The sequence below is a fragment of the Pseudomonas putida genome (genome assembly GCF_002741075.1).
GTDB lineage: Bacteria > Pseudomonadota > Gammaproteobacteria > Pseudomonadales > Pseudomonadaceae > Aquipseudomonas > Aquipseudomonas putida_T.
The window spans coordinates 5,001,534-5,026,036 of sequence record NZ_CP016634.1; the positions used below are offsets into that span (position 1 = coordinate 5,001,534).

At 62.5% G+C, this 24,503-nt stretch carries 19 protein-coding genes and 1 pseudogene; 13 read left to right on the forward strand and 7 right to left on the reverse strand.

Annotated features, from left to right (window positions below):
- The 12 genes from gluQRS to IEC33019_RS23390 all read left to right on the forward strand — a co-directional run bounded on the left by gluQRS (position 1) and on the right by IEC33019_RS23390 (position 18,158).
- Positions 1-888 (forward strand): tRNA glutamyl-Q(34) synthetase GluQRS, encoded by an 888-nt coding sequence (gluQRS, locus tag IEC33019_RS23335; protein WP_070092262.1) that lies wholly within the window; start codon positions 1-3, stop codon positions 886-888.
- A 155-nt stretch (positions 889-1,043) separates the two neighbouring features.
- On the forward strand, positions 1,044-1,220 hold the full coding sequence (locus IEC33019_RS23340) for a hypothetical protein (protein WP_003250005.1): 177 nt from the start codon (positions 1,044-1,046) through the stop codon (positions 1,218-1,220).
- Entirely contained in the window at positions 1,204-4,179 is a 2,976-nt protein-coding gene (locus IEC33019_RS23345; RefSeq protein WP_170831763.1) for a sensor histidine kinase, read from the forward strand. Before IEC33019_RS23340 ends, IEC33019_RS23345 begins: the two co-directional genes overlap by 17 nt.
- Positions 4,180-4,183: 4 nt before the next feature.
- Complete coding sequence (locus IEC33019_RS23350) at positions 4,184-5,635, forward strand: sigma-54-dependent transcriptional regulator (protein WP_070092260.1); 1,452 nt, start codon at positions 4,184-4,186, stop codon at positions 5,633-5,635.
- 857 nt (positions 5,636-6,492) lie between these two features.
- Positions 6,493-7,881 (forward strand): polynucleotide adenylyltransferase PcnB, encoded by a 1,389-nt coding sequence (locus IEC33019_RS23355; protein WP_070092259.1) that lies wholly within the window; start codon positions 6,493-6,495, stop codon positions 7,879-7,881.
- 2 nt (positions 7,882-7,883) lie between these two features.
- On the forward strand, positions 7,884-8,363 hold the full coding sequence (gene folK, locus IEC33019_RS23360; protein ID WP_070092258.1) for a 2-amino-4-hydroxy-6-hydroxymethyldihydropteridine diphosphokinase: 480 nt from the start codon (positions 7,884-7,886) through the stop codon (positions 8,361-8,363).
- A gap of 250 nt (positions 8,364-8,613) precedes the next feature.
- Entirely contained in the window at positions 8,614-9,414 is an 801-nt protein-coding gene (gene panB / locus IEC33019_RS23365) for a 3-methyl-2-oxobutanoate hydroxymethyltransferase (RefSeq protein WP_099593954.1), read from the forward strand.
- Positions 9,411-10,274: a pantoate--beta-alanine ligase gene (gene panC / locus IEC33019_RS23370; protein WP_070092256.1), complete on the forward strand. Its 864-nt coding sequence runs from the start codon at positions 9,411-9,413 to the stop codon at positions 10,272-10,274. The genes panB and panC overlap by 4 nt, the downstream gene beginning before the upstream one ends.
- Before the next feature lie 188 nt (positions 10,275-10,462).
- Complete coding sequence (gene pgi / locus IEC33019_RS23375; protein WP_070092255.1) at positions 10,463-12,127, forward strand: glucose-6-phosphate isomerase; 1,665 nt, start codon at positions 10,463-10,465, stop codon at positions 12,125-12,127.
- A gap of 180 nt (positions 12,128-12,307) precedes the next feature.
- A complete protein-coding gene (gene acs / locus IEC33019_RS23380; protein ID WP_070092254.1) occupies positions 12,308-14,242 on the forward strand; it encodes an acetate--CoA ligase in 1,935 nt (644 codons plus the stop codon).
- Between the two features lie 31 nt (positions 14,243-14,273).
- On the forward strand, positions 14,274-15,143 hold the full coding sequence (locus IEC33019_RS23385; protein WP_070092286.1) for an oxygenase MpaB family protein: 870 nt from the start codon (positions 14,274-14,276) through the stop codon (positions 15,141-15,143).
- A 78-nt stretch (positions 15,144-15,221) separates the two neighbouring features.
- A complete protein-coding gene (locus tag IEC33019_RS23390; protein ID WP_070092253.1) occupies positions 15,222-18,158 on the forward strand; it encodes a DUF748 domain-containing protein in 2,937 nt (978 codons plus the stop codon).
- A gap of 108 nt (positions 18,159-18,266) precedes the next feature.
- Here the strand turns inward: IEC33019_RS23390 and IEC33019_RS23395 are convergent, their stop codons facing one another.
- The gene (locus tag IEC33019_RS23395; protein WP_043210077.1) at positions 18,267-18,680 is read right to left on the reverse strand and encodes a VOC family protein; all 414 of its coding nucleotides are present in this window, start codon (positions 18,678-18,680) and stop codon (positions 18,267-18,269) included.
- Positions 18,681-18,740: 60 nt separating this feature from the next.
- Between IEC33019_RS23395 and IEC33019_RS23400 the strand changes: the two genes are divergently transcribed.
- On the forward strand, positions 18,741-19,055 hold the full coding sequence (locus tag IEC33019_RS23400; protein WP_070092252.1) for a putative quinol monooxygenase: 315 nt from the start codon (positions 18,741-18,743) through the stop codon (positions 19,053-19,055).
- A gap of 119 nt (positions 19,056-19,174) precedes the next feature.
- Here IEC33019_RS23400 and IEC33019_RS23405 read toward each other — a convergent pair whose 3' ends face one another.
- From IEC33019_RS23405 to rbfA, 6 genes and pseudogenes are all read right to left on the reverse strand, one after another.
- Positions 19,175-19,528 (reverse strand): BON domain-containing protein, encoded by a 354-nt coding sequence (locus tag IEC33019_RS23405; RefSeq protein WP_043210081.1) that lies wholly within the window; start codon positions 19,526-19,528, stop codon positions 19,175-19,177.
- A 212-nt stretch (positions 19,529-19,740) separates the two neighbouring features.
- Positions 19,741-20,174 (reverse strand): annotated as a pseudogene (locus tag IEC33019_RS23410) (transposase); the annotation flags it as partial.
- 150 nt (positions 20,175-20,324) lie between these two features.
- Positions 20,325-22,430 carry a polyribonucleotide nucleotidyltransferase gene (pnp, locus tag IEC33019_RS23415; protein ID WP_070092249.1) on the reverse strand — a complete coding sequence of 702 codons (2,106 nt, stop codon included), beginning with the start codon at positions 22,428-22,430 and terminating at the stop codon, positions 20,325-20,327.
- A gap of 250 nt (positions 22,431-22,680) precedes the next feature.
- Positions 22,681-22,950: a 30S ribosomal protein S15 gene (gene rpsO, locus IEC33019_RS23425; RefSeq protein ID WP_011532144.1), complete on the reverse strand. Its 270-nt coding sequence runs from the start codon at positions 22,948-22,950 to the stop codon at positions 22,681-22,683.
- Positions 22,951-23,099: 149 nt separating this feature from the next.
- Positions 23,100-24,017: a tRNA pseudouridine(55) synthase TruB gene (gene truB / locus IEC33019_RS23430; protein WP_070092248.1), complete on the reverse strand. Its 918-nt coding sequence runs from the start codon at positions 24,015-24,017 to the stop codon at positions 23,100-23,102.
- A gap of 3 nt (positions 24,018-24,020) precedes the next feature.
- The gene (rbfA, locus tag IEC33019_RS23435) at positions 24,021-24,419 is read right to left on the reverse strand and encodes a 30S ribosome-binding factor RbfA (protein ID WP_070092247.1); all 399 of its coding nucleotides are present in this window, start codon (positions 24,417-24,419) and stop codon (positions 24,021-24,023) included.
- Positions 24,420-24,503: the final 84 nt, after the last annotated feature.

The following is a 24,503-nucleotide window of genomic DNA, read 5'->3' on the forward strand; positions in this document are numbered from 1 at the left end:
ATGAACGACTCCAGCTACATTGGGCGCTTCGCCCCCACCCCCAGCGGTTTCCTGCACTTCGGATCGCTCGTCGCGGCGCTGGCCTCCTGGCTCGATGCCCGCGCGGTCGGCGGCCGCTGGCTGTTGCGCATGGAAGACACCGACCCGCCACGGGAAATGCCCGGTGCCCGAGATGCCATCCTGCAGACACTGGAGCGCTACGGCCTGGAATGGGATGGCGAAGTGGTGTACCAAAGCCAACGCCACGAAGCCTACGCTGAGGTGGTCGAACGTCTGTTTCGCATGGGCCTGGCCTATGCCTGTACCTGCTCGCGCAAGCAATTGGAAAGCTACGGCGGAGTGTATCCGGGCCTGTGCCGAAACGCAGGACACGCCCGAGAAGGCGCCGCGATCCGTCTGCGGGTGCCGGAGTTGATCTATCGCTTTACCGACCGCGTCCAGGGGGATTTCGAACAACACCTCGGACGTGAGGTGGGCGATTTCGTCATTCAGCGCCGGGACGGCCTCTACGCTTACCAACTGGCGGTGGTGCTGGACGATGCCTGGCAGGGCATCACCGACATCGTGCGAGGCGCCGACCTGCTGGACAACACGCCGCGCCAGCTCTACCTGCAGGAACTACTGGGCTTCTCCCAACCGCGCTACCTGCACATCCCGCTGATCACCCAGCCGGACGGCCACAAGCTGGGCAAATCCTATCGCTCGCCGCCACTGGCGGCCGACCAGGCCACCCCCTTGTTGTTGCGCGCCCTGCGAGCCCTGGGCCAGGCCACTGAGCCCGGGATGGAGAGCGCCAGCCCCGTCGAGGTGCTGTCGATCGCACGGCAGCAGTGGCGCCCCGAGGCGATTGCCCACCAGTTGACGGTACCGGAGGCTGACCTGCACTGAATCAGGCATTCGCGCAGGCTCGCTTTAACAACAGCGGCGCAAAAACCCAATAAATTCAAATTGTTGCCGAGCGAGGATGAATCCCGCTAGCATCGCCCCAGCCATTTGCGCCAATAATAAGTCCAAGCCCGCAGCGCCCAACCATCGAGGCCAGCATGTACATCTATCGTTTGGTCCTGCTTCTGGTCGTGGGGATCTACCTGTTTTCCCCGGCCATCATGGACTGGTGGATCGAGCCAACCGGTGCCTGGTACCGCCCCTACCTGCTCTGGCTGATCCTCATCGTCGTCACCTTCATTTTGCAGAGCCAACGAGATGCCGATGAGCTTTAGCCTGACCCAGATGATCCTGATCAGCGCCGCCTACCTGCTGGTGCTGTTCGGCGTGGCCTGGATCAGCGAGCGTGGGCTGATCCCGCGTTCGATCATCCGCCACCCGCTGACCTACACCCTGTCCCTGGGAGTCTATGCCAGCGCCTGGGCCTTCTATGGCTCGGTGGGCCTGGCCTACCAGTACGGCTATGGGTTCCTGGCCTGTTACCTGGGAGTATCGGGGGCCTTCCTGCTGGCGCCGGTGCTGCTCTATCCGATCCTGAAGATCACGCGCACCTATCAGCTCTCTTCGCTTGCCGACCTGCTGGCGTTTCGCTTTCGCAGCACCTGGGCAGGGGCGCTGACCACCATCTTCATGCTGATCGGCGTACTGCCCTTGCTGGCCTTGCAGATCCAGGCAGTGGCCGACTCGATCAGCATTCTCACGGGCGAGCCGGTGAAGGCGCGGGTGGCCTTCGCATTCTGCGTGCTGATCATCCTGTTCACGATCTTCTTCGGCTCGCGCCACATCGCCACGCGTGAAAAACACGAGGGCCTGGTGTTCGCCATCGCCTTCGAGTCGGTGATCAAGCTACTGGCCCTGGGCGGTATCGGCCTGTATGCGCTGTATGGCGTGTTCGGCGGCCCGCACCAGCTTGAAGTCTGGCTGCTGCAGAACCAGACCGCGCTGGCCGCGCTGCACACCCCGCTGCAGGAGGGGCCGTGGCGAACCCTGCTGCTGGTGTTCTTCGCCTCGGCCATCGTCATGCCGCACATGTACCACATGGCCTTCACCGAAAACCTCAACCCGCGCTCGCTGGTCAGCGCCAGCTGGGGCCTGCCGCTGTTCCTGCTGCTGATGAGCCTGGCCGTGCCGCTGGTGCTGTGGGCCGGGCTGCGTCTGGGCGCAAGCACCAACCCGGAGTACTTCACCCTAGGTCTGGGCATCGCCGCCGACAATCCCGCGCTGGCTCTGCTCGCCTATGTCGGCGGGCTCTCGGCTGCCAGCGGGTTGATCATCGTCACTACCCTGGCCCTGTCGGGGATGGCCCTCAACCATCTGGTGCTGCCGCTCTACCAGCCGCCGGCCGAGGGCAACATCTACCGCTGGCTGAAGTGGACCCGCCGCGCCCTGATCGTCGCCATCATCGCAGCCGGCTTCGTCTTCTACCTGACCCAGAACAACCACCAGAGCCTGGCCAACCTGGGCATCGTCGCCTTCGTCGCCACCTTGCAGTTCCTGCCGGGCGTGCTCTCGGTGCTGTACTGGCCGACAGCCAACCGCCGCGGCTTCATCGCCGGTCTGATGGCGGGCATCGCGGTGTGGATGGTGACCATGCTGCTGCCTCTGCTGGGCAATCTGCAGGGGTTCTATATCCCGCTGCTGGACATGATCTACGTGTTGGACGACACCAGTTGGCACATGGCTGCCATCGGTTCGCTGGCAGCCAACGTGCTGCTGTTCACCTTGATCTCGCTCTTCACCAACGCCAGCAGCGAAGAAGTCAGCGCCGCCGAGGCCTGCGCCGTGGACAACGTGCGTCGTCCGCAACGGCGCGAACTGCATGCCGCCTCGCCTCAGGAGTTCGCCACCCAGCTGGCCAAGCCCCTGGGCGCCAAGGCTGCGCAGAAGGAAGTCGAGCAGGCCCTGCGTGATCTGTACCTGCCCTTCGACGAGCGCCGCCCCTATGCCCTGCGTCGCCTGCGCGACCGCATCGAGGCCAACCTGTCGGGCCTGATGGGGCCGAGCGTGGCCCAGGATATGGTCGAGACCTTCCTGCCATACAAGTCCGGTAACGAGAACTACGTCACCGAGGACATCCATTTCATCGAAAGTCGCCTGGAAGACTACCACTCGCGCCTGACCGGCCTTGCCGCAGAACTCGACGCCCTGCGCCGCTACCACCGCCAGACCCTGCAGGAGCTCCCCATGGGCGTCTGCTCCCTGGCCAAGGACCAAGAGATCCTGATGTGGAACAAGGCCATGGAAGAGCTGACTGGCGTGGCGGCCATGCACGTGGTCGGCTCGCGCCTGGTCACCGTCAGCGAACCCTGGCGCGGGCTGTTGCAGAACTTCATCAACATCCCCGACGAGCACCTGCACAAGCAGCGCCTGGCCCTGGACGGGCAGACCCGCTGGCTCAATCTGCACAAGGCGGCCATCGCCGAGCCCCTGGCGCCGGGCAACAGCGGCCTGGTGCTGCTGGTCGAGGACCTGACCGATACCCAGGCCCTGGAAGACAAGCTGGTGCACTCCGAGCGGCTGGCGAGCATCGGTCGTCTGGCTGCGGGGGTCGCCCACGAAATCGGCAACCCCATCACCGGTATCGCCTGCCTTGCGCAAAACCTGCGCGAGGAGCGCGAAGGCGATGGCGAGATCATCGAGCTGTCCAGCCAGATCATCGAACAGACCAAACGCGTTTCGCGCATCGTCCAGTCGCTGATGAGCTTCGCTCATGCCGGTGGTAGCCACCAGAACAGCGAGGAGCCGGTGTGCCTTGCCGAGGTCGCGCAGGATGCCATTGGTCTGCTGGCGTTGAATCGGCGCAATTTCGAAGTACAGTTCTTCAACCTCTGCGACCCGGATCACTGGGCAGAGGGCGATCCCCAGCGCCTGGCCCAGGTGCTGATCAACCTGCTTTCCAATGCCCGCGACGCCTCGCCGCCCGGCAGCGCCGTGCGTGTGCGCAGTGCCGTGTGCGAGCACACTGTCGACCTGATCGTCGAAGACGAAGGCAGCGGCATCCCGAAAAACATCATGGACCGGCTGTTCGAGCCCTTCTTCACCACCAAGGACCCTGGCGAAGGCACTGGACTGGGGCTTGCTCTGGTCTATTCCATCGTGGAAGAGCATTATGGGCAAATCACCATCGACAGCCCGGCCGATATCGAACGCCAACGTGGTACCCGGATCCGCGTGACCCTGCCAAGGCATGTCGTAGCGACGTCCCCTGAAATTCGAGACCGTCGAGAGAATTGAATCAATGCCGCACATTCTGATCGTCGAAGACGAAACCATCATCCGCTCGGCCTTGCGTCGACTGCTCGAGCGGAACCAGTACCAGGTCAGCGAAGCCGGCTCGGTGCAGGAAGCCCAGGAACGCTTCAGCATTGCCACCTTCGACCTGATCGTCAGCGACCTGCGCCTGCCCGGCGCCCCAGGCACCGAGCTGATCAAGCTCGGCCAGGGCACTCCGGTGCTGATCATGACCAGCTACGCCAGCCTGCGCTCGGCGGTCGACTCGATGAAAATGGGCGCGGTGGACTACATCGCCAAGCCCTTCGATCACGACGAAATGCTCCAGGCCGTGGCGCGTATTCTGCGTGATCGGCAGAATGCCCCGGCACCTGCGGTCGCCAGCGCCGCCGAGCCGCGGGCCAATGGCAAGGCCGCCGCCGACAAAGCCAGCCCGGCGCCTGCCAACGGCGAAATCGGCATCATCGGTTCGTGCCCGCCGATGCAGGACATGTTCGGCAAGATCCGCAAGGTCGCGCCTACCGACTCCAATGTCCTGATCCAGGGCGAGTCCGGTACCGGCAAGGAACTGGTCGCCCGCGCCCTGCACAACCTGTCCCGTCGCGCCAAGGCACCGATGATCTCGGTGAACTGCGCAGCCATCCCGGAAACCCTGATCGAGTCCGAACTGTTCGGCCACGAGAAAGGCGCGTTCACGGGTGCCAGCGCCGGCCGTGCCGGTCTTGTCGAAGCGGCCGACGGCGGTACGCTGTTCCTCGACGAAATCGGTGAGCTGCCGCTCGAAGCCCAGGCCCGCCTGCTGCGTGTGTTGCAGGAGGGCGAGATTCGCCGGGTCGGCTCGGTGCAATCGCAAAAAGTCGATGTCCGTCTGATCGCCGCGACTCACCGCGACCTGAAGAACCTGGCCAAGGCTGGGCAATTCCGTGAAGACCTTTATTACCGCCTGCACGTGATCGCCCTGAAGCTTCCGGCCCTGCGCGAGCGTGGCAGCGACGTCAACGAGATCGCCGATGCCTTCCTGGCCCGCCAAAGTGCCCGCATCGGCCGTGATGACCTGCATTTCTCGGCCGAGGCCGAGCAAGCGATCCGTCATTACAGCTGGCCGGGTAACGTGCGCGAACTGGAGAACGCTGTGGAGCGTGCAGTGATTCTCAGCGAGAGCGCGGAAATCTCGGCCGACCTGCTGGGCATCGACATCGAGCTGAGCGGCCTGGAGGACGAAGAGCCATTCGACACCGCCTCGGCAGTGGCCAGTGCCGGCACCAACAACGCCAGTCATGAGCCGACCGAGGACCTGTCACTGGAAGATTACTTCCAGCATTTCGTCCTCGAGCATCAGGATCACATGACCGAGACCGAGCTGGCCCGCAAGCTGGGCGTCAGCCGCAAATGCCTGTGGGAACGACGCCAGCGACTGGGTATTCCACGGCGCAAGAGCAACGCCACCAGCGACAATTGATCCGCCCTCTCACGTTCAGGGCAGGCGTATCTTCTCCTGCCCTTCCCCTTTCTCCCGCACACCACGCAGCCCCCCCTAGCGGAGCAACTGTCTTGTGTTGCTTGGACCGACCTATTCGCGGGTAAACCCGCTCCTACAGCTACAGCGGCGTGGCTGAGAGGACCGGCGTTGCCAGTGTTCCCCCGGTGACAGCGCAGTTGCCCCAGGAATCTGTTACCCCACCCGCCCAGCCGTAACATCAACCGAGGCGTACGGTAACGAAATTTCGACATTTTTCGCCCGCCGCCGAGAGCACAGAACCCGCAAAGCCTTGATTTTGCTTGGTTTCTTAAAGTTGGCACGGCACCTGCTATATGTCTGGTACAAGAACAATAACAAGCACTGCAATCCAGAATAAGAACAAGACGAAACGGCTCACGCACAATAAAAACAAGACGGCGGAGGCGCAGCTAACTGATTCTTTTGGAGAGGAGTTGTGTTTGGGGCTTGCCCCACAGCCAGGCAGAGAACAACAAAAACTGCACTAAAAAGCAGCGCCTGAACTGGTTGGATCGAATGATCAGCATAACATCAGCGACCAAAGCAATCCGTTTGCTCTTCACCCCCGGGTTGGGGGTCGTCCACAAGCTTTGAGATTTGTGGACAGGGCATCAACAAAAACAAGAAGCCCGGCAGAAAAACAATAAGAGCACGCAACGACTTTCCTGGGGAGCTTCGGCTCCCCATGTCGTTTCTCCCCCTCCAGCGTCACCCCCAAGCACCGCCTACACCATTCCCCGAGTAAATGCTAGAATCCCCGCCCATCATGCGGCCATTCTCCTATTCTTGGCCGAACATTCCTTCAAACAGTGCATCCCATGCTGAAGAAGCTGTTCCAGTCGTTCCGTCCTCCTATCCGTGGTCAGCACCACAGGCGCACCACGCCTGAAGTGATCAACAAGAGCCAGCACTCGCTGCAACGCAGCCAGTTCAGCCGCCACGCGGTGAGTATCGTCGAGCGCCTGCAAAGCGCCGGCTACCAGGCCTATCTGGTCGGCGGCTGCGTCCGCGACCTGCTCCTGGGCATCAATCCCAAGGATTTCGACGTCGCCACCAGTGCCACTCCTGAGCAAGTCCGCGCGGAGTTTCGTAACGCCCGTATCATTGGTCGGCGCTTCAAGCTGGTCCACGTGCATTTCGGCCGTGAGATCATCGAAGTCGCCACCTTCCGCGCCCATCACTCCGAAGAAGACCAAGGCGACAGCCACCGCTCGTCGCACAATGCCAGCGGACGCATCCTGCGCGACAACGTTTACGGCACCTTGGAAGATGACGCCCAGCGTCGCGACTTCACCATCAATGCGCTGTACTACGACCCAGTGAGCGAGCGCATCCTCGACTATGCCAATGGCGTGCACGATATCCGCAACCGCCTGCTGCGCCTGATCGGGGACCCCATTCAGCGCTACCAGGAAGACCCTGTGCGCATGCTGCGTGCCGTGCGCTTTGCCGCCAAGCTCGACTTCGGCATCGAAAAGCACACCGTACAGCCGATCCGCGAACTGGCACCGCTGCTGCGGGAAATCCCGCCGGCGCGTCTGTTCGAGGAAAGCCTCAAACTGTTCCTCTGCGGTCAAGGCGCAATCACCTTCGAGATGCTGGTCGACCTGCACCTGTTCGACCCGCTGTTCCCAGCCAGCGCGCATGCGCTGGAAGAGCGCCCGACCTACACCCATACCCTGATCAGCCAGGCGCTGGCCAACACCGACCTGCGGGTCAAACAGGGCAAGCCGGTCACCCCGGCCTTCCTGTTCGCCGCCCTGCTCTGGCCTGCGCTGCCGGGTCGCGCCCTGTACCTGCAAAGCCAGGGTGTGCCGCCGATTCCGGCCATGAACAACGCCGCGCACGACCTGATCGCCGAGCAATGCGCACGCATCGCGATTCCTAAGCGCTTCACCCTGCCGATTCGCGAGATCTGGGACATGCAGGAGCGCCTGCCACGCCGCAGCGGCAAACGCGCCGACATGTTGCTCGACAACCCACGTTTCCGTGCTGGCTACGACTTCCTGCTGCTGCGCGAAAGCGCCGGCGAGGAAACCGACGACCTGGGCCAGTGGTGGACCGACTATCAGGACGCCAACGACAGCGAACGTCGCGACATGATCCGTGAACTGGGCAACCGCGACGACAGCGCCGGGGCCGCACCGCGCAAACGCAAGCGCAGTGGCAGCAAGCGCAAACGTAGCGGCGACGAGAACTGGGATTGAACATGACGACCCGCGCCTACATCGGCCTGGGCAGCAACCTGGCTGAGCCCGCCGAACAGCTGCGAAGCGCCCTGCAGGCGCTGGACAACGTCGACGACACCCGCCTGGCGGCGACCTCGGCGTTCTATACCAGCGATTCCCTGCTCCCCGGCCAACCGCGCTATACCAATGCGGTGGCCGCCGTGGATACCTGCCTCGCGCCACTGGCGCTACTCGACGCGCTGCAGGCCATCGAGCTTGACCAAGGCCGGGAACGCAAGGAGCGCTGGGGGCCGCGTACGCTCGATCTGGATGTGCTGCTGTTCGGCGACCACGTCATCGACGTGCCGCGCCTGAAAGTCCCGCACTATCACATGCAGGCGCGCCCTTTCGTGCTCTACCCCCTCGCCGAACTGGTACCTGCAGATTTCCAACTTGCCGACGGCCGCAGCCTGGCGCAACTGCTCGAAGCCTGCCCCTTCGAGGGTCTGGAACGCCTGTAATTCGGGCGTTTCGGACAACGGTAACGCCAGTAACACCCTGATCGTAACAATGCGGTAACAGGGTGATTGACTTCCCCCCCCTCGCTCACGACTATAGGCGTCCCGTGGCACCAAAGTGCCGCCTTTTTACCTATTTAGGCTCGGACGGACCTGTGCCCGAACATCACACACGATGATGTGCCGCTCCGGAAGATGATTACACGCGTTGTACGCAGTCGTTTTTCACAGCGCCTGAACGAGGATTTCCTACATGCCTGAAGTAACCCTGACCACCCTGCACGGCCTCAAGGCCAAGGGTGAGAAAATCGCCATGCTGACGTGCTACGACGCGACCTTCGCCAAGGCCGCCTGCGCAGCCGGCGTGGAAATACTGTTGGTGGGTGACTCCCTGGGCATGGTCCTGCAGGGCCATGACAGTACCCTGCCGGTCACGACCGCCGAAATGGCCTACCACACTGCCTGCGTCAAACGCGGCAACGAGGGCGCACTGATCCTCGCCGACCTGCCGTTCATGGCCCATGCCACGCCCGAGCAGGCCTTCGCCAACTGCGCCACCCTGATGCAGGCCGGCGCCCACATGATCAAGCTAGAGGGCGCTGCCTGGCTGGCCGAGACGATTCGCCTGCTGGCTGAACGTGGCGTACCGGTGTGCGCGCACATGGGCCTGACCCCGCAGACCGTCAATGTGCTGGGCGGTTACAAGGTCCAGGGGCGCCAGGAAGCCCAAGCCCGACAGATGCGTGCCGACGCCATCGCCCTGGAACAAGCCGGTGCAGCCATGCTGCTGCTCGAGTGCGTGCCCAGCGACCTGGCCGCCGAGATCACCCAGGCGGTCAGCATTCCGGTGATCGGCATCGGTGCCGGCAGCGCCACCGACGGTCAAGTATTGGTCCTGCATGACATGCTCGGCCTGTCCCTGAGCGGACGTGTGCCCAAGTTCGTGAAGAACTTCATGGAAGGCCAGCCGGATATCCACAGCGCCCTGGCTGCCTATGTGGCGGCGGTCAAGGCAGTCAGCTTCCCAGGTAGCGAACACGGGTTCAGCGCATGAATACAGTCAAGACCGTCCGAGAACTGCGCGCCGCCGTGGCACGCGCACGCGGCGAAGGCAAGCGGATCGGCTTCGTGCCGACCATGGGCAACCTGCACAGTGGCCATGCTGCGTTGGTGACCAAAGCCGCCCAGCGTGCCGATTTCGTGGTCGCCAGCATCTTTGTCAACCCACTGCAGTTCGGCGCCGGCGAAGACCTGGACAAATATCCCCGAACCCTGGCCGCCGACCAAGCACGTTTGCTCGAAGCCGGGTGTCACCTGCTGTTCGCGCCTACCGTCGAGGAGATGTACCCCGACGGCATGACGGTGCAGACCCGCGTCAGCGTGCCGCAACTGTCCGAAGGGCTGTGCGGTGCCAGCCGCCCCGGCCACTTCGAAGGGGTGGCCACGGTGGTCAGTAAGTTGTTCAACATGGTCCAGCCCGACCTTGCAGTGTTCGGCGAGAAAGACTTCCAACAGCTGGCTGTGATCCGCGCCATGGTGCGCGATCTGAACATGCCGATCCAGATCATCGGCGAGCCCACCGTGCGCGCCGAGGACGGCCTGGCGCTGTCGTCGCGCAACGGCTACCTGAGCCCGGAACAACGCGCCGCAGCACCCGCGCTGTACCGCACCCTGAAGACCATGGCCGAAGCCATCACCAAGGGCCAGCGCGACTATCCCGCGCTAATTGCCGAGGGTCAGGCGCAACTGGTAGCCGCCGGGTTCCGCCCGGACTACCTGGAAGTGCGCCACGCCGTGACATTGCGCCCGGCGATGGTCGATGACCGCGACCTGGTCATCCTGGCGGCGGCCTACATGGGCACGACCCGCTTGATCGACAACCTTTACCTGCACCTGGACGAAAAGACCGCGTGATAGCGGGGGCTGTTTCGCAGCCCATCGCAGGTTTCGCCAGCGCCTACACCCAAGTGGTGGGAGCTTATGAGGGGCGCAAAGCCCCCCATTCCTTCCTGACAGCCAATGCCTATAATGATGGCCAGCCTGCAACTGCCAGCAACTGTCTGTTGTCCAAGGCCCATCACGCACCAAGGAAAGCATCCGCAATGGCGTATTACCGTACCCCCCACGATGTGACGGCGCTGCCCGCCTGGCAGGCGCTCCAGCAACACCGCGACGCCATGCAGGGTTTCAGCATGCGCGAAGCCTTCGCAGCCGATCCCAAGCGCTTCGATCAGTTTTCCCTCAGCAGCTGTGGCCTGTTCCTCGACTACTCGAAGAACCTGATCACCGAGCAGACCCGCGACCTGCTGGTAGACCTGGCCAACCAGGTCGGGCTGGCGGACGCCATCCAATCGATGTTCAGTGGCGAGATCATCAACGCCTCCGAAGGGCGTCCGGTCCTGCACACGGCCCTGCGCCGCCCGGTGGGCGACAAGCTCAGTGTCAACGGCGTCAACGTGATGCCCGAGGTGCACAAGGTCCTCAACCAGATCACCGAACTGGTCGGTCGCATCCATGACGGCCTGTGGCGCGGCTACAGCGAGAAACCCATCACCGACGTGGTGAACATCGGTATCGGTGGCTCCTTCCTGGGCCCAGAGCTGGTCTCCGAGGCCTTGCTGCCCTACGCCCAGCGCGGCGTGCGTTGCCACTACCTGGCGAACATCGACGGCAGCGAGTTCCACGAGCTGTCGGCCAATCTGCGCGCCGAGACTACGCTGTTCATCGTCTCGTCCAAATCGTTCAACACCCTCGAAACCCTGAAGAACGCCACCGCCGCGCGTACCTGGTACCTGGCCCAGGGCGGTTCCGAGGCTGAGCTGTACCGCCACTTCATCGCCGTGTCGAGCAACAAGGCCGCCGCCGTGGCCTTCGGCATGCGCGAAGAGAACATCTTCCCGATGTGGGACTGGGTAGGCGGGCGCTACTCGCTGTGGTCGGCCATCGGCTTGCCGATCGCCCTGGCCATCGGCACCGCCAACTTCAAGGAGCTGCTGTCCGGTGCCTACACCATGGACCAGCACTTCCAGAACACCCCGTTCGAGAAGAACATGCCCGTGCTGCTGGCCCTGCTGGGCGTGTGGTACGGCAACTTCTGGGGGGCCCAGAGCCACGCGATCCTGCCGTACGACCATTACCTGCGCAACATCACCAAGCACTTGCAACAGTTGGACATGGAATCCAACGGCAAGAGCGTGCTGCAGGACGGCACCCCGGTGAAGACCGATACCGGCCCAGTGATCTGGGGCGGCGTCGGCTGCAACGGCCAGCATGCCTACCACCAGCTGTTGCACCAGGGCACCCAGCTGATCCCGGCGGACTTCATCGTTCCGGTGGTGAGTTTCAACCCAGTGGCCGACCACCACCAGTGGTTGTACGCCAACTGTCTGTCCCAGAGCCAAGCGCTGATGCTCGGCAAGACCCGCGAAGAAGCCGAGGCCGAACTGCGCGCCAAAGGCCTGAACGAAGCGGACATCGACAAGCTGGCACCACACAAGGTGATCCCGGGCAACCGTCCGAGCAACACCCTGGTGGTCGAGCGCATCAGCCCGCGTCGCCTCGGTGCGCTGGTGGCCATGTACGAGCACAAGGTGTTCGTGCAGAGCGTCATCTGGGGCATCAACGCCTTCGACCAGTGGGGCGTGGAACTGGGCAAGGAGCTGGGCAAGGGCGTGTATCAACGCTTGGTCGGCAGCCTGGAAGACAGCGCTGAAGATGGTTCCACCCAGGGCCTGATCAACTACTTCCGCGGCCGTCACCGCGGCTGATGCCACGCCGGTATACCTTCGCTCTCAGGGCCATGCATATCACGTGGTGATGTGCATGGCCCTGTTGGCTTTTGCCGCGAACACCGGCATGGCCCCTTCAGGGAACACCCCCACCTTCTACACTGTCCATCGAATAGCCGCTGCAGTCCCTCGCCCCTCACAAGAGCAGGACCACCCGCCATGTTCGATATCCGCAACTACCCCCAGGCACTGGCCGTCAGCCAGTCCGCCGCCCTCTCCCCCGACGACTACCAGCGCCTCTACCGCCAGTCCGTCGAGGCCCCCGACATCTTCTGGGCCGAACAGGCCAAGCGCCTGGACTGGATCAAGCCCTGGACGACCGTGCAGCAATGCGACCTGACCACCGGCAAGGCTCGCTGGTTCGAGGGTGGCCAGCTGAACGTCAGCTACAACTGCATCGACCGTCATCTGGCCAGCCGTGGGCAACAGACCGCCTTGCTGTGGGAAGGTGACGATCCCAAGGATTCCAAGGCCATCACCTACCGCGAGCTGCACCGCCAGGTCTGCCGCCTGGCAAATGCCTTGAAAGCCCGTGGGGTGAAGAAAGGCGATCGGGTCTGCATCTACATGCCGATGATTCCCGAGGCGGCCTACGCCATGCTCGCCTGCACCCGCATCGGCGCCATTCACTCAGTGGTATTTGGCGGTTTCTCACCCGATGCCCTGCGTGATCGCATCCTCGACGCGGACTGCCGCACCGTGATCACCGCAGACGAAGGTGTCCGCGGCGCCAAGCGCATCCCGCTCAAACAGAACGTCGACAAGGCCCTGACCAGTTGCCCGGGTGTCAGCAGCGTGCTGGTGGTACGCCGCACCGGGGCCGATATCGACTGGAGCGAAGGCCGGGACCTCTGGTATCACGAGGCAACGGAAAAGGCCGGCGACGATTGCCCGCCAGAGCCCATGGAGGCCGAGGATCCGCTGTTCATCCTCTACACCTCCGGCAGCACCGGCAAACCCAAGGGTGTGCTGCACACCACGGCCGGTTACCTGCTGCAGGCCACCCTCACCTTCAAAGTGGTGTTCGACTACCGTGACGGCGAGGTGTTCTGGTGCACCGCCGATGTCGGCTGGGTCACCGGTCACAGCTACATCGTCTATGGCCCGCTGGCCAACGGCGCGATCTCGCTGATGTTCGAAGGCGTGCCCAACTACCCGGACAGCTCGCGCTTCTGGCAAGTGGTCGATAAACACCAGGTGAACATCTTCTACACCGCTCCCACCGCCTTGCGCGCGCTGATGCGTGAGGGTTCTGCGCCGCTGCAAAGCACGTCACGACAAAGCCTGCGCCTGCTCGGCAGTGTGGGCGAGCCGATCAACCCGGAGGCCTGGGAATGGTACTTCGAGGCGGTCGGCCAGACACGTTGCCCCATCGTCGATACCTGGTGGCAGACCGAGACCGGCGGCATCATGCTCAGCCCGCTGCCGAGCAACACCCACCTCAAGCCCGGCTGCGCGACGCGACCGTTGTTCGGCGTGCAACCGGTGCTGCTGGACGAGAAAGGCAAGGTCATCGAAGGTCCAGGGGCTGGCCTGCTGGTGATCAAAGCCAGTTGGCCCGGACAGATCCGCAGTGTGTATGGCGATCATCAGCGCATGGTCGACACCTACTTCAAGCCCATGCCGGGCTATTACTTCACAGGTGATGGCGCCCGCCGCGATGCCGATGGCGATTATTGGATCACCGGCCGCGTCGACGATGTGATCAACGTCTCCGGTCATCGCATCGGTACCGCCGAGGTGGAAAGCGCCCTGGTACTTCACGACAGCATCGCCGAGGCCGCCGTGGTCGGCTATCCGCACGACCTCAAGGGTCAGGGCATCTACGCCTTCATCACGCCCATGAACGGCGTCACCCCGGACGATGCGCTCAAGCGCGAGCTGCTGGCCCTGGTCAGCAAAGAAATCGGCAGCTTCGCCAAACCCGAACTGATCCAGTGGGCGCCCACACTGCCCAAGACCCGCTCGGGTAAGATCATGCGGCGTATACTGCGCAAGATCGCCTGCAATGAGCTGGACAACCTGGGCGATACCTCGACCCTGGCCGACCCTAGTGTGGTCCAGGGCTTGATCGACAATCGCCTCAATCAATAGACGGTCGCCCATGGCGGCCTGCGGGACCGCCATGGAAGCCTTACGCCGCCGCATCGAAACCCAGGTCATGAGCCTTACCGGGCTGGCCCTCGGCCAGCTCGACCTGGAATCCCCCAAGGGTGATCCAGGCCTGTTCGGCCCCCAAAGCATCAGTTGGCAGGTGCATGGCGACTTCCCCAGTATGCTGGTCGGCGGCATCAGCGCTCTGATGCTGCAACTGCTGCACCCTTTGGCGCTGGCCGGGGTGTGGGATCACTCCAACTTCCGCCAGGACCTTCTCGGCCGGCTGCGTCGCACCAGCCAGTTCATTTCCGGCACCACCTTCGGCTCGACCCGCGATGCCGAATGGCTGATCGAGAAAGTCCGCACCATCCACCTCAAGGTGATCGGCACCGCCCCCGATGGGCGTCCTTACGCCGCCAGCGACCCGGACCTGCTGACCTGGGTCCATGTCGCCGAGGTCAGCAGTTTTCTCGCCGCCCACCTGCGCTACCGCAACCCCCACCTCAGCCGGGAGGCTCAGGACGCCTACTACGATGAGATCGCGCTGATCGCCGAACGCCTGGGCGCACGGGATGTGCCGCGCTCGTGTCAGGCGGTCGAGGCGTATCTGCAACGCATGCGCCCGCAGCTGCTGTGCGACGTGCGCAGCCATGAGGTGGTGGACATCCTGCTCGACGCTCCCGCCCCCAGCCGAATGGCGCAACCCGTCGGCAAACTGATGCTCAATGCCGGTATCGACCTGCTGCCGGACTGGGCCCGCGACATGCTCGACTTGCACCAGAGCCCACTTCAGCAGCGCATGATCCGCGTGGGCATCAATCGCATCGCCCCGGTGCTCCGCTGGGCCATGCGCAACGGATCGGCACACCGGGCAAGACGACGAATGGGTATCGAGTAAGGTTTTTGGTCGTTTCGTCGGAACCGTTTTAACGTGCCATACTCCAAGGCACCCCGCTTCAGACAGATGACGTCTTACATGCCCAAAGGATTGACGCGCGCCGTCGGCGCCATGCTGGCCCTCGTGGCCCTGTACAGCCTGCTTGGCTTTCTCATTATTCCTGGTGTCGGCCTGCGTATCGCCAACCAGCAACTGGCGCAATACGCGACGGTGCCGGCACACCTGCAGCGCCTCGAGTTCAACCCGTTCAGCCTTGAGCTCACGCTCTGGGGGCTGCAGATCGGCGAACCGGGCAAAGAACAGGTGGGCTTCGAACGCCTCTACGCCAACCTCTCGCTCGACAGCCTGTGGACCAAGGCCCTGCACCTGGAAACGGTGGAGCTGGACAAGCCCCGCAACGAAGTCCTCTTCGCCAAGGACGGCAGCCTCAACCTGACCCAGCTGTTCAAGCTACCGCCCAGCGAACCCAAGCCCGAGGAGCCCGCAGGCGACCCCTTCCCGCTGCGCATCGGTAGCATCAAGCTCAGCGAAGGCTATTTGCACTTCCAGGACCTGCGACCGAGCGAGCCCATCGAGTTCCTCTACGACTCCATGAACCTGGAGCTGAAAAACCTCAGCACCCTGCCCGACGACAATGCCGACATGGCGTTGGTCGCCATTGGCCCCAATGGCGGGCGCATCGACTGGAGCGGCACCTTGAGCCTGGCTCCCATCGCCTCCGAGGGTACCCTCAAGGTCACTGAAGGCAAGATGAAAGCCTTCTGGCCTTACGTACGCGATGCGGTCCCCCTGGTGCTGGAAGACGGCATCGTCAGCCTGGACACCCACTACAAGCTCAACCTGTCCAAGGAAACCGAGCTGTTGCTGGACAACGCCTCGGTGCGCATCGCGCCCTTCGCCATCAAGGCACCCGACGGACGCCCACTGGCCCGCCTGGCCAGCCTGGAGGTGAGCGAAACCTCCATCGACCTGGCCAAGCAGCGGGTCACCGTCGGCAAGATACGCAGCGAAAAACTCGAAACCTGGGCCGCGCTCGAACGCGACGGCCAGCTCGACTGGCAAAAACTGTTCGCCAGCCAGCCAGCCAAAGCCACACCGAAGGAAAAAGCCGAACCTGCCGCCGCCGAGCCGACCACAGAGGAAAAGGCCGCCAAGGAGCCAAGCAAGCCCTGGCAGGTGTTGCTCAAGGACGTGCAACTGCGCAACTACCAGGTGCACCTGGCCGACCGCAGCCAGAAGGAGCCCGTGGCGCTGGATGTAGGCCCGCTCAATGTGGACCTGCAGGACTTCGACAGCCTCAACCAGTCGCCCTTCACCCTCAAGCTAGACACAGGTGTCGGCAAGCAAGGCAAGCTGCAGGCCGCAGGCCAGGTCAACTTGGCGCCGGTCACCGCCAAGCTCGATGTCAGCACCCGCGACATCGACCTGCGCGTGGCCCAGGCCTACATCAGCCCGTTCATCCGTCTGGAACTGCGCAGCGGCATGCTTTCCAGTGACCTGAAGGTCGACCTCAAGAGCACCGAACCGCTGGCCTTCAGCGTCGGCGGCAAGGCTCAGGTGAGCCAGCTGCACACCCTGGATACCATCAAGAATCGGGACTTCGTCAAATGGCAGCAGCTGGACCTGAGTGGCCTGTCGTACGTCCATGGCGATGCCCTGTCGATCGACAAGGTGACCCTGTTGCAGCCCTATGCGCGCTTCATCATCAACGAAGACCGCACCACCAATGTCGACGACTTGCTGATCCCGCAACCGGCCAGCGGGCCAGCGACCGGCCAGGCCAAACCGGCCACTGCCAGCAATGAAAAGCCGCTGGGCATCCGCATCGGCGGGATCGACATCAACGATGGCTCGGCCAACTTTGCCGATCTCACCCTGACCCCCAACTTCGCCACGGCCATCCAGCAGTTGAACGGCCAGATCGGCACCATCGACAACCGCAAGCCAGCACCGGCCAAGGTCGATGTGAAAGGCAAGGTGGACCGCTACGCGCCGGTGACGATCAAAGGTGCGCTCAACCCCTTCAACCCGCTGGCAAGCCTGGACATCGCCACCAGCTTCAAGCGTGTGGAACTGACCACGCTGACGCCCTACTCAGGCAAGTTCGCGGGCTTCCGCATCCGCAAAGGCCGGCTGAACCTCGACCTGCATTACCTGATCACCAACGGCCAGCTCAAGGCCGAGAACAAGGTGGTGGTCGAACAACTGCAATTGGGTGAGAAGGTCGACAGTCCCGACGCGGTGGACCTGCCGATCCGCCTGGCGGTGGCGCTGCTCAAGGACACCGAAGGCAAGATCTCCATCGAACTGCCGGTGACCGGCGACTTGAACAACCCGCAGTTCAGCGTCATGCCGATCATCTGGCAGACCTTGCGCAATCTGGTGCTGCGCGCGGCCCAGGCGCCGTTCAAGTTCATCGGCGGCCTGATCGCCGGCGGCGGTGCTGAGGACCTCGGTAACGTAGCGTTCACTCCAGGCTCCAGCGACCTCAGCGCCGACGCTCAGTCAGCGCTGGACAAACTCGCCAGCGCGCTCAAGGAACGCCCGGAACTGCGCCTGGAGATCGAAGGCACCAGTGCACAGAGCAGCGATGGCCCGCTGATCGCCAAGCAACGCCTGGAGCGCGAGTACCAGGCTACCTGGTACAAGATTCTCCAGCGCCGCGGCGACAAGGTACCGGCCAACGCATCGATGCTGGTGGTCGACGACAGCGACAAACCGGCGATGCTCGAAGGTATCTACCGCGCTCGTCTCAAGCAGCAGCCGCCGGCCGAATGGCAGCAGCTCAGCCGCGATGAACGCACTACCAAGCTGCACGATGCGGTGATCAAGAGCTGGTCTGAAAGTACCGCGCTGTTGCGTCAACTGGGCCAGGACCGCGCCGGCAGCATCAAGGACTACCTGGTGGACAAAGGCCAGTTGGAAGACGACCGGGTGTATTTCATCGATACCAACCTGGGGCAGGCGGAAAGCGATGGGCAGGTCATCACGCCATTGCATCTGGATGCCGAGTAAGCCGCGCCTACGGGCAGGGCCCGAGGCTGGCCGCTGTCATCTTCGCGGGTAAACCCGCTCCTACGGAGGCTGTGCGGGCCCTGTAGTAGCGGATTTACCCGCCCCCCCTCAGACCAGCCGCTGTCCGGAAACCGCCGGGTGATACAGCGGTTGCACCTTGTTGCCGGCCGGATCGAGGACATGGAAGCTGCGCGCGCCATCGCCATGATCGAACGGCCGGTCCAGCAGGGTCACGCCATGGGCCTTGAAATACAGGTACCAGGCGTCCAGCTCCTCCACGCTGTCGACGATGAAGCCATAGTGATCCAGGGTCTGCAGACCATTGGCAGCACCTGCGCCGCGTCCCAGGGACAGGTTGTCGTTACCGCAGGTCAGGTACACCAGGTCCTCGTGGGCACGGTGCAGCACTTCCATGCCCAGCAGATCGACGTAGAAGCGCTCGCACTCCTCCAGATTGGGTACCAGCAGGGCGAGGTGACGCAGGCCATTCAGGCGGCCAGGACGGGCGGGAAGATCGGACATGGACGCGACTCCTTTTATGTATACAATTTGCCGTCGAATTTAAAACAAAAGGACCGCCTTGTGTACAGCCTCTTCATCAAGACCCGGGTCAAGCCCGGCAGCGCCGACCAATTCCTGAGCGCCATCAAGGTCAATGCGGCCGCCTCGGTGGCCAATGAGCCAGGTTGCCTGGTGTTCGATGTGTCCCAGGACCGCGTCGACCCGGACGTCATCTACCTCTATGAGATCTATCGCGACGACGCCGCGTATGACGCCCACACCCAAACGGCGCATTTCCGTGACAGCCGCCCGCTGGTGGACCCGCTGATCGTCGAGCAGGAGTGCTTCGAGAGCGATGTGATTGCCTTCAACCCCGTGCGCCTGGGCGGCGAATAGACGAACAATGGTCGAGGGCCGCTGTGTGACCCTGTCGCTGGCTTCGAATCCAGCGGCAGAGGCGCACAGCGGCCCTCGATGAAAGGATGGCCAAGTCCTTTTGGCCGACGGGACAATCCTTATTCGGTTTTCAGGCCGTCAGCTGACACGGCCTGGACACCCTTGATCGCTTTGGCGATGGCGATCGCCTGTTCTTTCTGCGAGGCGGTGATGGCTACGTCAGAGGACAGAGAGACCACACCTTTGTTGGTCTCGACCTTGATATCGCTGCCAGGGATGCCTTTCTCTGTCATCAGGTCGGCCTTCACTTTGGTGGTGATCCAAGTGTCTTTGGTCTCTTCCTTGGCCTTGGTCACTTCACCGGCCGCCAGCGTCATTGGGGACGACTGGGCGGGCTGCTGGGCAAATGCCGCATTAGCCATGGTCAGGGTCAGGGCGGTGGCAGTAGCGGCAGCAATGGCGAATTTCTTCATGTGAGTCACTCCTGTTGTTCGAAAGGACTGCGCCATGTTTCCTGGCAGCAGGTGAGACTAACTTTGCATGTGCTGTGCCAGTTTTCTCCCAGAAAAAATCTCTTAAAAATCAATAAATTACAAAAACAAATTCGCTTTGCCATCGTGCAATTTGCAAGGCTTGGCAAAATCCTGCATGCAAGATGCAAGTGGCCCAAGAAAACGTACGCGGTCAAGTTCAGGTGGCGTCGCGCGCAAGCGACTGCCTGAAACTTGCTCCCGTCGATGGCAACCAGGTCACCAGCAATCAAACCGGCAGTTCGGCAGAACTGCACAAAAGCTCGGCACGTCGCAACGAACGCGGCTTTGTTGTTCTTGTGAAAGTCGGCGATGGTCTTGAAGTCGGGTTTCAGCCGGTTGATCAGCCACATCACTTCGATGTGCGCTGGCATTCGACCTCCAGACGCCGAGACAAGCGAATGCGCTGGAAATAGCCATAGAGGTAGAGCTTGAGCTGATTGGCGGGGTCATACGCGGGGCGCCCGGTGGCCTTGGGCTGAGTTTTTTCAAAGCCGAGCTGACCTAGATCCAGCTTGGCGACATACAGGTCGATGACCCGTACGAGGTGATCTTCAGGGATCAATTCCTCCAACGAGACCGGGAACAGGCGGGTCTGGCTGCGGGACTCTCATTGTATGTAGGCCATAACGAAAAATGCTCCGTATCTTTCGATACGGAGCATTTTTTTAAAGGGCCGGGCAGATTGCTAGGTTTTCACACAGTCTGCCGAAGGGGTCCTTTTTTCGCCTGGAGAGGCTTAAACGCCGGATGCCTTGGCAGCCGCCACGTCCTTGATCGACAGCTTGATACGGCCGCGATTGTCCACGTCCAGTACCAGTACTTCGACTTCCTGGCCTTCTTTCAGAACATCGGTGACCTTCTCTACGCGCGCATCGCTGAGCATGGAGATGTGCACCAGACCGTCTTTGCCCGGCAGGATGTTGACGAAGGCGCCGAAGTCGACAATACGCTCGACCTTGCCCACGTAGATCTTGCCGATTTCGGCCTCGGCGGTGATGCCCAGGATGCGCTGCTTGGCCGCTTCGGCCGCTTCCTTGGTTTCGCCGAAGATCTTGATCGAGCCGTCGTCTTCGATGTCGATCGAAGCCTTGGTCTCTTCGCAGATGGCGCGGATGGTAGCGCCGCCTTTGCCGATGACGTCACGGATCTTGTCGGTGTCGATCTTCATCGCCAGCATGGTCGGTGCGTTAGCCGACAGCTCGCTGCGCGACTGAGCGATGATCTGGTTCATCTGACCGAGGATATTCAGGCGCGCTTCCAGGGCCTGGCCCAGGGCGATTTCCATGATCTCTTCGGTGATGCCGTTGATCTTGATGTCCATCTGCAGTGCGGTAACACCCTTGGCGGTACCGGCAACCTTGAAGTCCATGTCGCCCAGGTGGTCTTCGTCACCCAGGATATCGGTCAGGACTGCGAACTTGTCGCCTTCCTTGACCAGGCCCATGGCGATACCGGCGACTGGCGCCTTCATCGGTACGCCCGCGTCCATCAGTGCCAGGGAGGCACCGCAGACCGACGCCATGGAGCTGGAGCCGTTGGACTCGGTGATTTCCGATACGACGCGGATGGTGTACGGGAACTCGCTGTCGCTCGGCAGCATGGCTTGAACGCCACGACGGGCCAGACGGCCGTGGCCGATTTCACGACGGCCAGCGCCGCCCATGCGGCCGCACTCGCCGACCGAGAACGGTGGGAAGTTGTAGTGCAGCATGAAGGCGTCTTTCTTCTCGCCTTCCAGGGTGTCCAGCAACTGGGCATCACGGGCAGTACCCAGGGTCGCAACGACCAGGGCCTGGGTTTCGCCGCGGGTGAACAGTGCCGAACCGTGGGTCTTCGGCAGCACACCGACTTCGATGTTCAGCGGGCGCACGGTGCGGGTGTCACGGCCGTCGATACGCGGCTTGCCGTTGACGATGTTCTCGCGGACGGTGCGGTATTCCAGCTCGCCGAAGATGTCCTTGATCTGGCCAGCGGTCGGGCCGGTTTCTTCGTTGGACAGACGGGCAATGGCCTGGTCGCGCAGCTCACCCAGACGGTTGTAGCGGTCGGCCTTCAGGGTGATGGTGTAGGCTTGGGAAATGGCCTCGCCGAATTCGGCACGCACCTGGTTCAGCAGCTCGGTATTGGCTGGAGCTGGCTGCCAGTCCCAAGTCGGCTTGCCGGCTTCGGCGGCCAGTTCCTTGACGGCCTGGATAACGGTCTGGAACTCGTCGTGGGCGAACAGCACGGCGCCCAGCATCTGGTCTTCGGTCAGCTCTTTGGCTTCCGATTCAACCATCAGTACAGCGGACTCGGTACCGGCCACGACCATGTCGAGGCTGGAGGCTTCCAGTTGCTCGTAGGTCGGGTTCAGCAGGTAGCCGGTGCTTTCGTGGAAGGCGACGCGGGCTGCGCCGATCGGGCCTTCGAACGGGATGCCGGAGATGGCCAGGGCAGCCGAGGTACCGATCATCGCTGCGATGTCCGGATCGGTCTTCTTGCTGGTGGAAACCACGGTGCAGACAACCTGCACTTCGTTCATGAACCCTTCAGGGAACAGCGGGCGGATCGGACGGTCGATCAGGCGCGAAGTGAGGGTTTCTTTCTCGGAAGGACGGCCTTCACGCTTGAAGAAGCCACCAGGGATCTTGCCAGCGGCGTAGGTCTTTTCCTGGTAGTGGACGGACAGCGGGAAGAAGCCCTTGCCTGGATCTGCCTGCTTGGCACCGACCACGGTCACCAGCACGGTGACGTCGTTGTCGACGGTGACCAGCACGGCGCCGGTCGCCTGCCGGGCGATGCGGCCCGTCTCGAGGGTTACGGTCGACTGACCGAACTGGAATTTCTTGATTACCGGGTTCACGGTTTCCTACCTTTTTCAGTGGCTCTGGGGGGAACTTGTTCTTGCGAATTCTTGGGCAGAACGGGGAATCGGCCCCATTGACCGTCCAGATACAACACGAGGCTGGGAGCCTGGCCGCCGCGCGGTAAAACCGCTCAGCACAGCCAGGCTGCCAACCTCGGAGATACGCGTGGCGTGTCTGACGCGAATGCTGCCAGGCAGCATTCCCGAAACCTGCGACACGCCATGCACACCACTGGCCAGGACGCTATTAGCGACGCAGGCCCAGGCGACCGATCAGGGCGCTGTAACGAGTGGTGTCTTTGCCCTTCAGGTAGTCCAGCAGCTTACGACGCTGGTTAACCATACGGATCAGGCCACGACGGGAGTGGTGGTCTTTCTCGTTGGCCTTGAAGTGGCCTTGCAGCTTGTTGATGTTGGCGGTCAGCAGAGCAACCTGCACTTCCGGGCTACCGGTATCGCCGGCGGCTTGCTGGTATTCGGCAACGATCTGAGCTTTTTCTTCAACGCTGAGGGCCATTTGGCTTCTCCTGATAAACGGATCCCGCGAACGGTCTCCAATAGGCCAGGGATGAATCCCTGTATTAATGAGAAGAGGTGTGACCGTGCCTATTAACAGCCACCCTCGGTTCCGTACGCTTGGGCCTGAGCCCGGGCGTGCGGTTTCGATCATTCCGACCGAATCAGTCGACGCGGCGCAATTCGCCCGTCTTCGCTCACTTCACCGATACCGATGAAGCGTTCATTGTGATCCTGTACCCGGACCATGCCGAACTGCGGCGCATCCGGCGCGCGAACCGCCTGGCCATGCAGCCAGTAGAACGCGCTGTGCTCGGAAAGACGCACCAGCGGCCAATCCTGCAACCCGCTGTCGGATGGCATCAGGAAGCGATCGAGCGCTTCGTTGCCACCTTCGGCATGGGCTTGCTCGAGTTCCTCAAGGGTCACGGTCTGTGCCAGCTCGAAGGGGCCGGCCTGGGTCCGGCGCAGTTCGGCGACGTAGGCACCACAGCCCAACGCCTCACCAATATCCTCCACCAACGTGCGGATATAGGTGCCTTTGCTGCAAGCGACCGACAGGCGAACCCGGGTGCCTTCGCACTCGAGCAACTCCAAGCGGCTAATAGTAACAGAACGCGCCTCGCGCTCCACTACCTCTCCTGCACGCGCCAGTTTGTACAGCGGCTGCCCATCACGCTTGAGGGCCGAGTACATCGGCGGTACCTGGCTGATTTCACCGCGAAAACGTGGCAAAACGGCCTCGATGTCGGCGCGACCAACGGTCACATCGCGCGTCTGCAGGACTTCGCCTTCAGCATCGGCGGTACTGGTAGTCTGCCCCAGTTGCATGACCGTTTCGTAGCCCTTGTCGGAGTCAAGCAGGTACTGGGAGAACTTGGTAGCCTCGCCGAAGCACAGCGGCAGCACACCGGTGGCCAGCGGATCGAGGCTACCGGTGTGGCCAGCCTTCTCGGCATTGAGCAGCCAGCGGACCTTCTGCAACGCGGCATTGGAGGTGAACCCCAACGGTTTGTCCAGCAGGATGATGCCGCTGACGTTGCGGCGAATTCGTTTGACCTGGGCCACCGATTACTCCTCGGCGTCCGGCTTGTCGGCATCCTTGTGCAAGCGGTCTTCGGCCACTGCACGCTCGATCAGCGCCGACAGGTGAGCACCGCGACTGACGCTCTCATCGAAGTGGAAATGCAGCTGCGGCACGCTGCGCAGTTGCATGACACGCCCCAGGTGCAGGCGTAGGAAGCTCGCCGCACTGTTCAGGGCCTTGAGGGTCTGCGGCACGGCATCGACGCCATCCGGGCCCATGACGGTGATGAAGACCTTGGCATGGCCTAGGTCACGGTTGACATCCACGGCGGTGATGGTCACCAGGCCGACACGCGGATCCTTGACTTCACGACGGATCAGTTCGGCCAGCTCGCGCTGCATCTGATCGCCGATGCGTTGGGTACGGCTATATTCTTTTGCCATTCTTGCTACCTGTAACTAAAGCGGCAAACGCCCGGACAGGCTGAGGCCTGACCGGGCGTTACCTTCAGAGGCGCCGCCAACCGC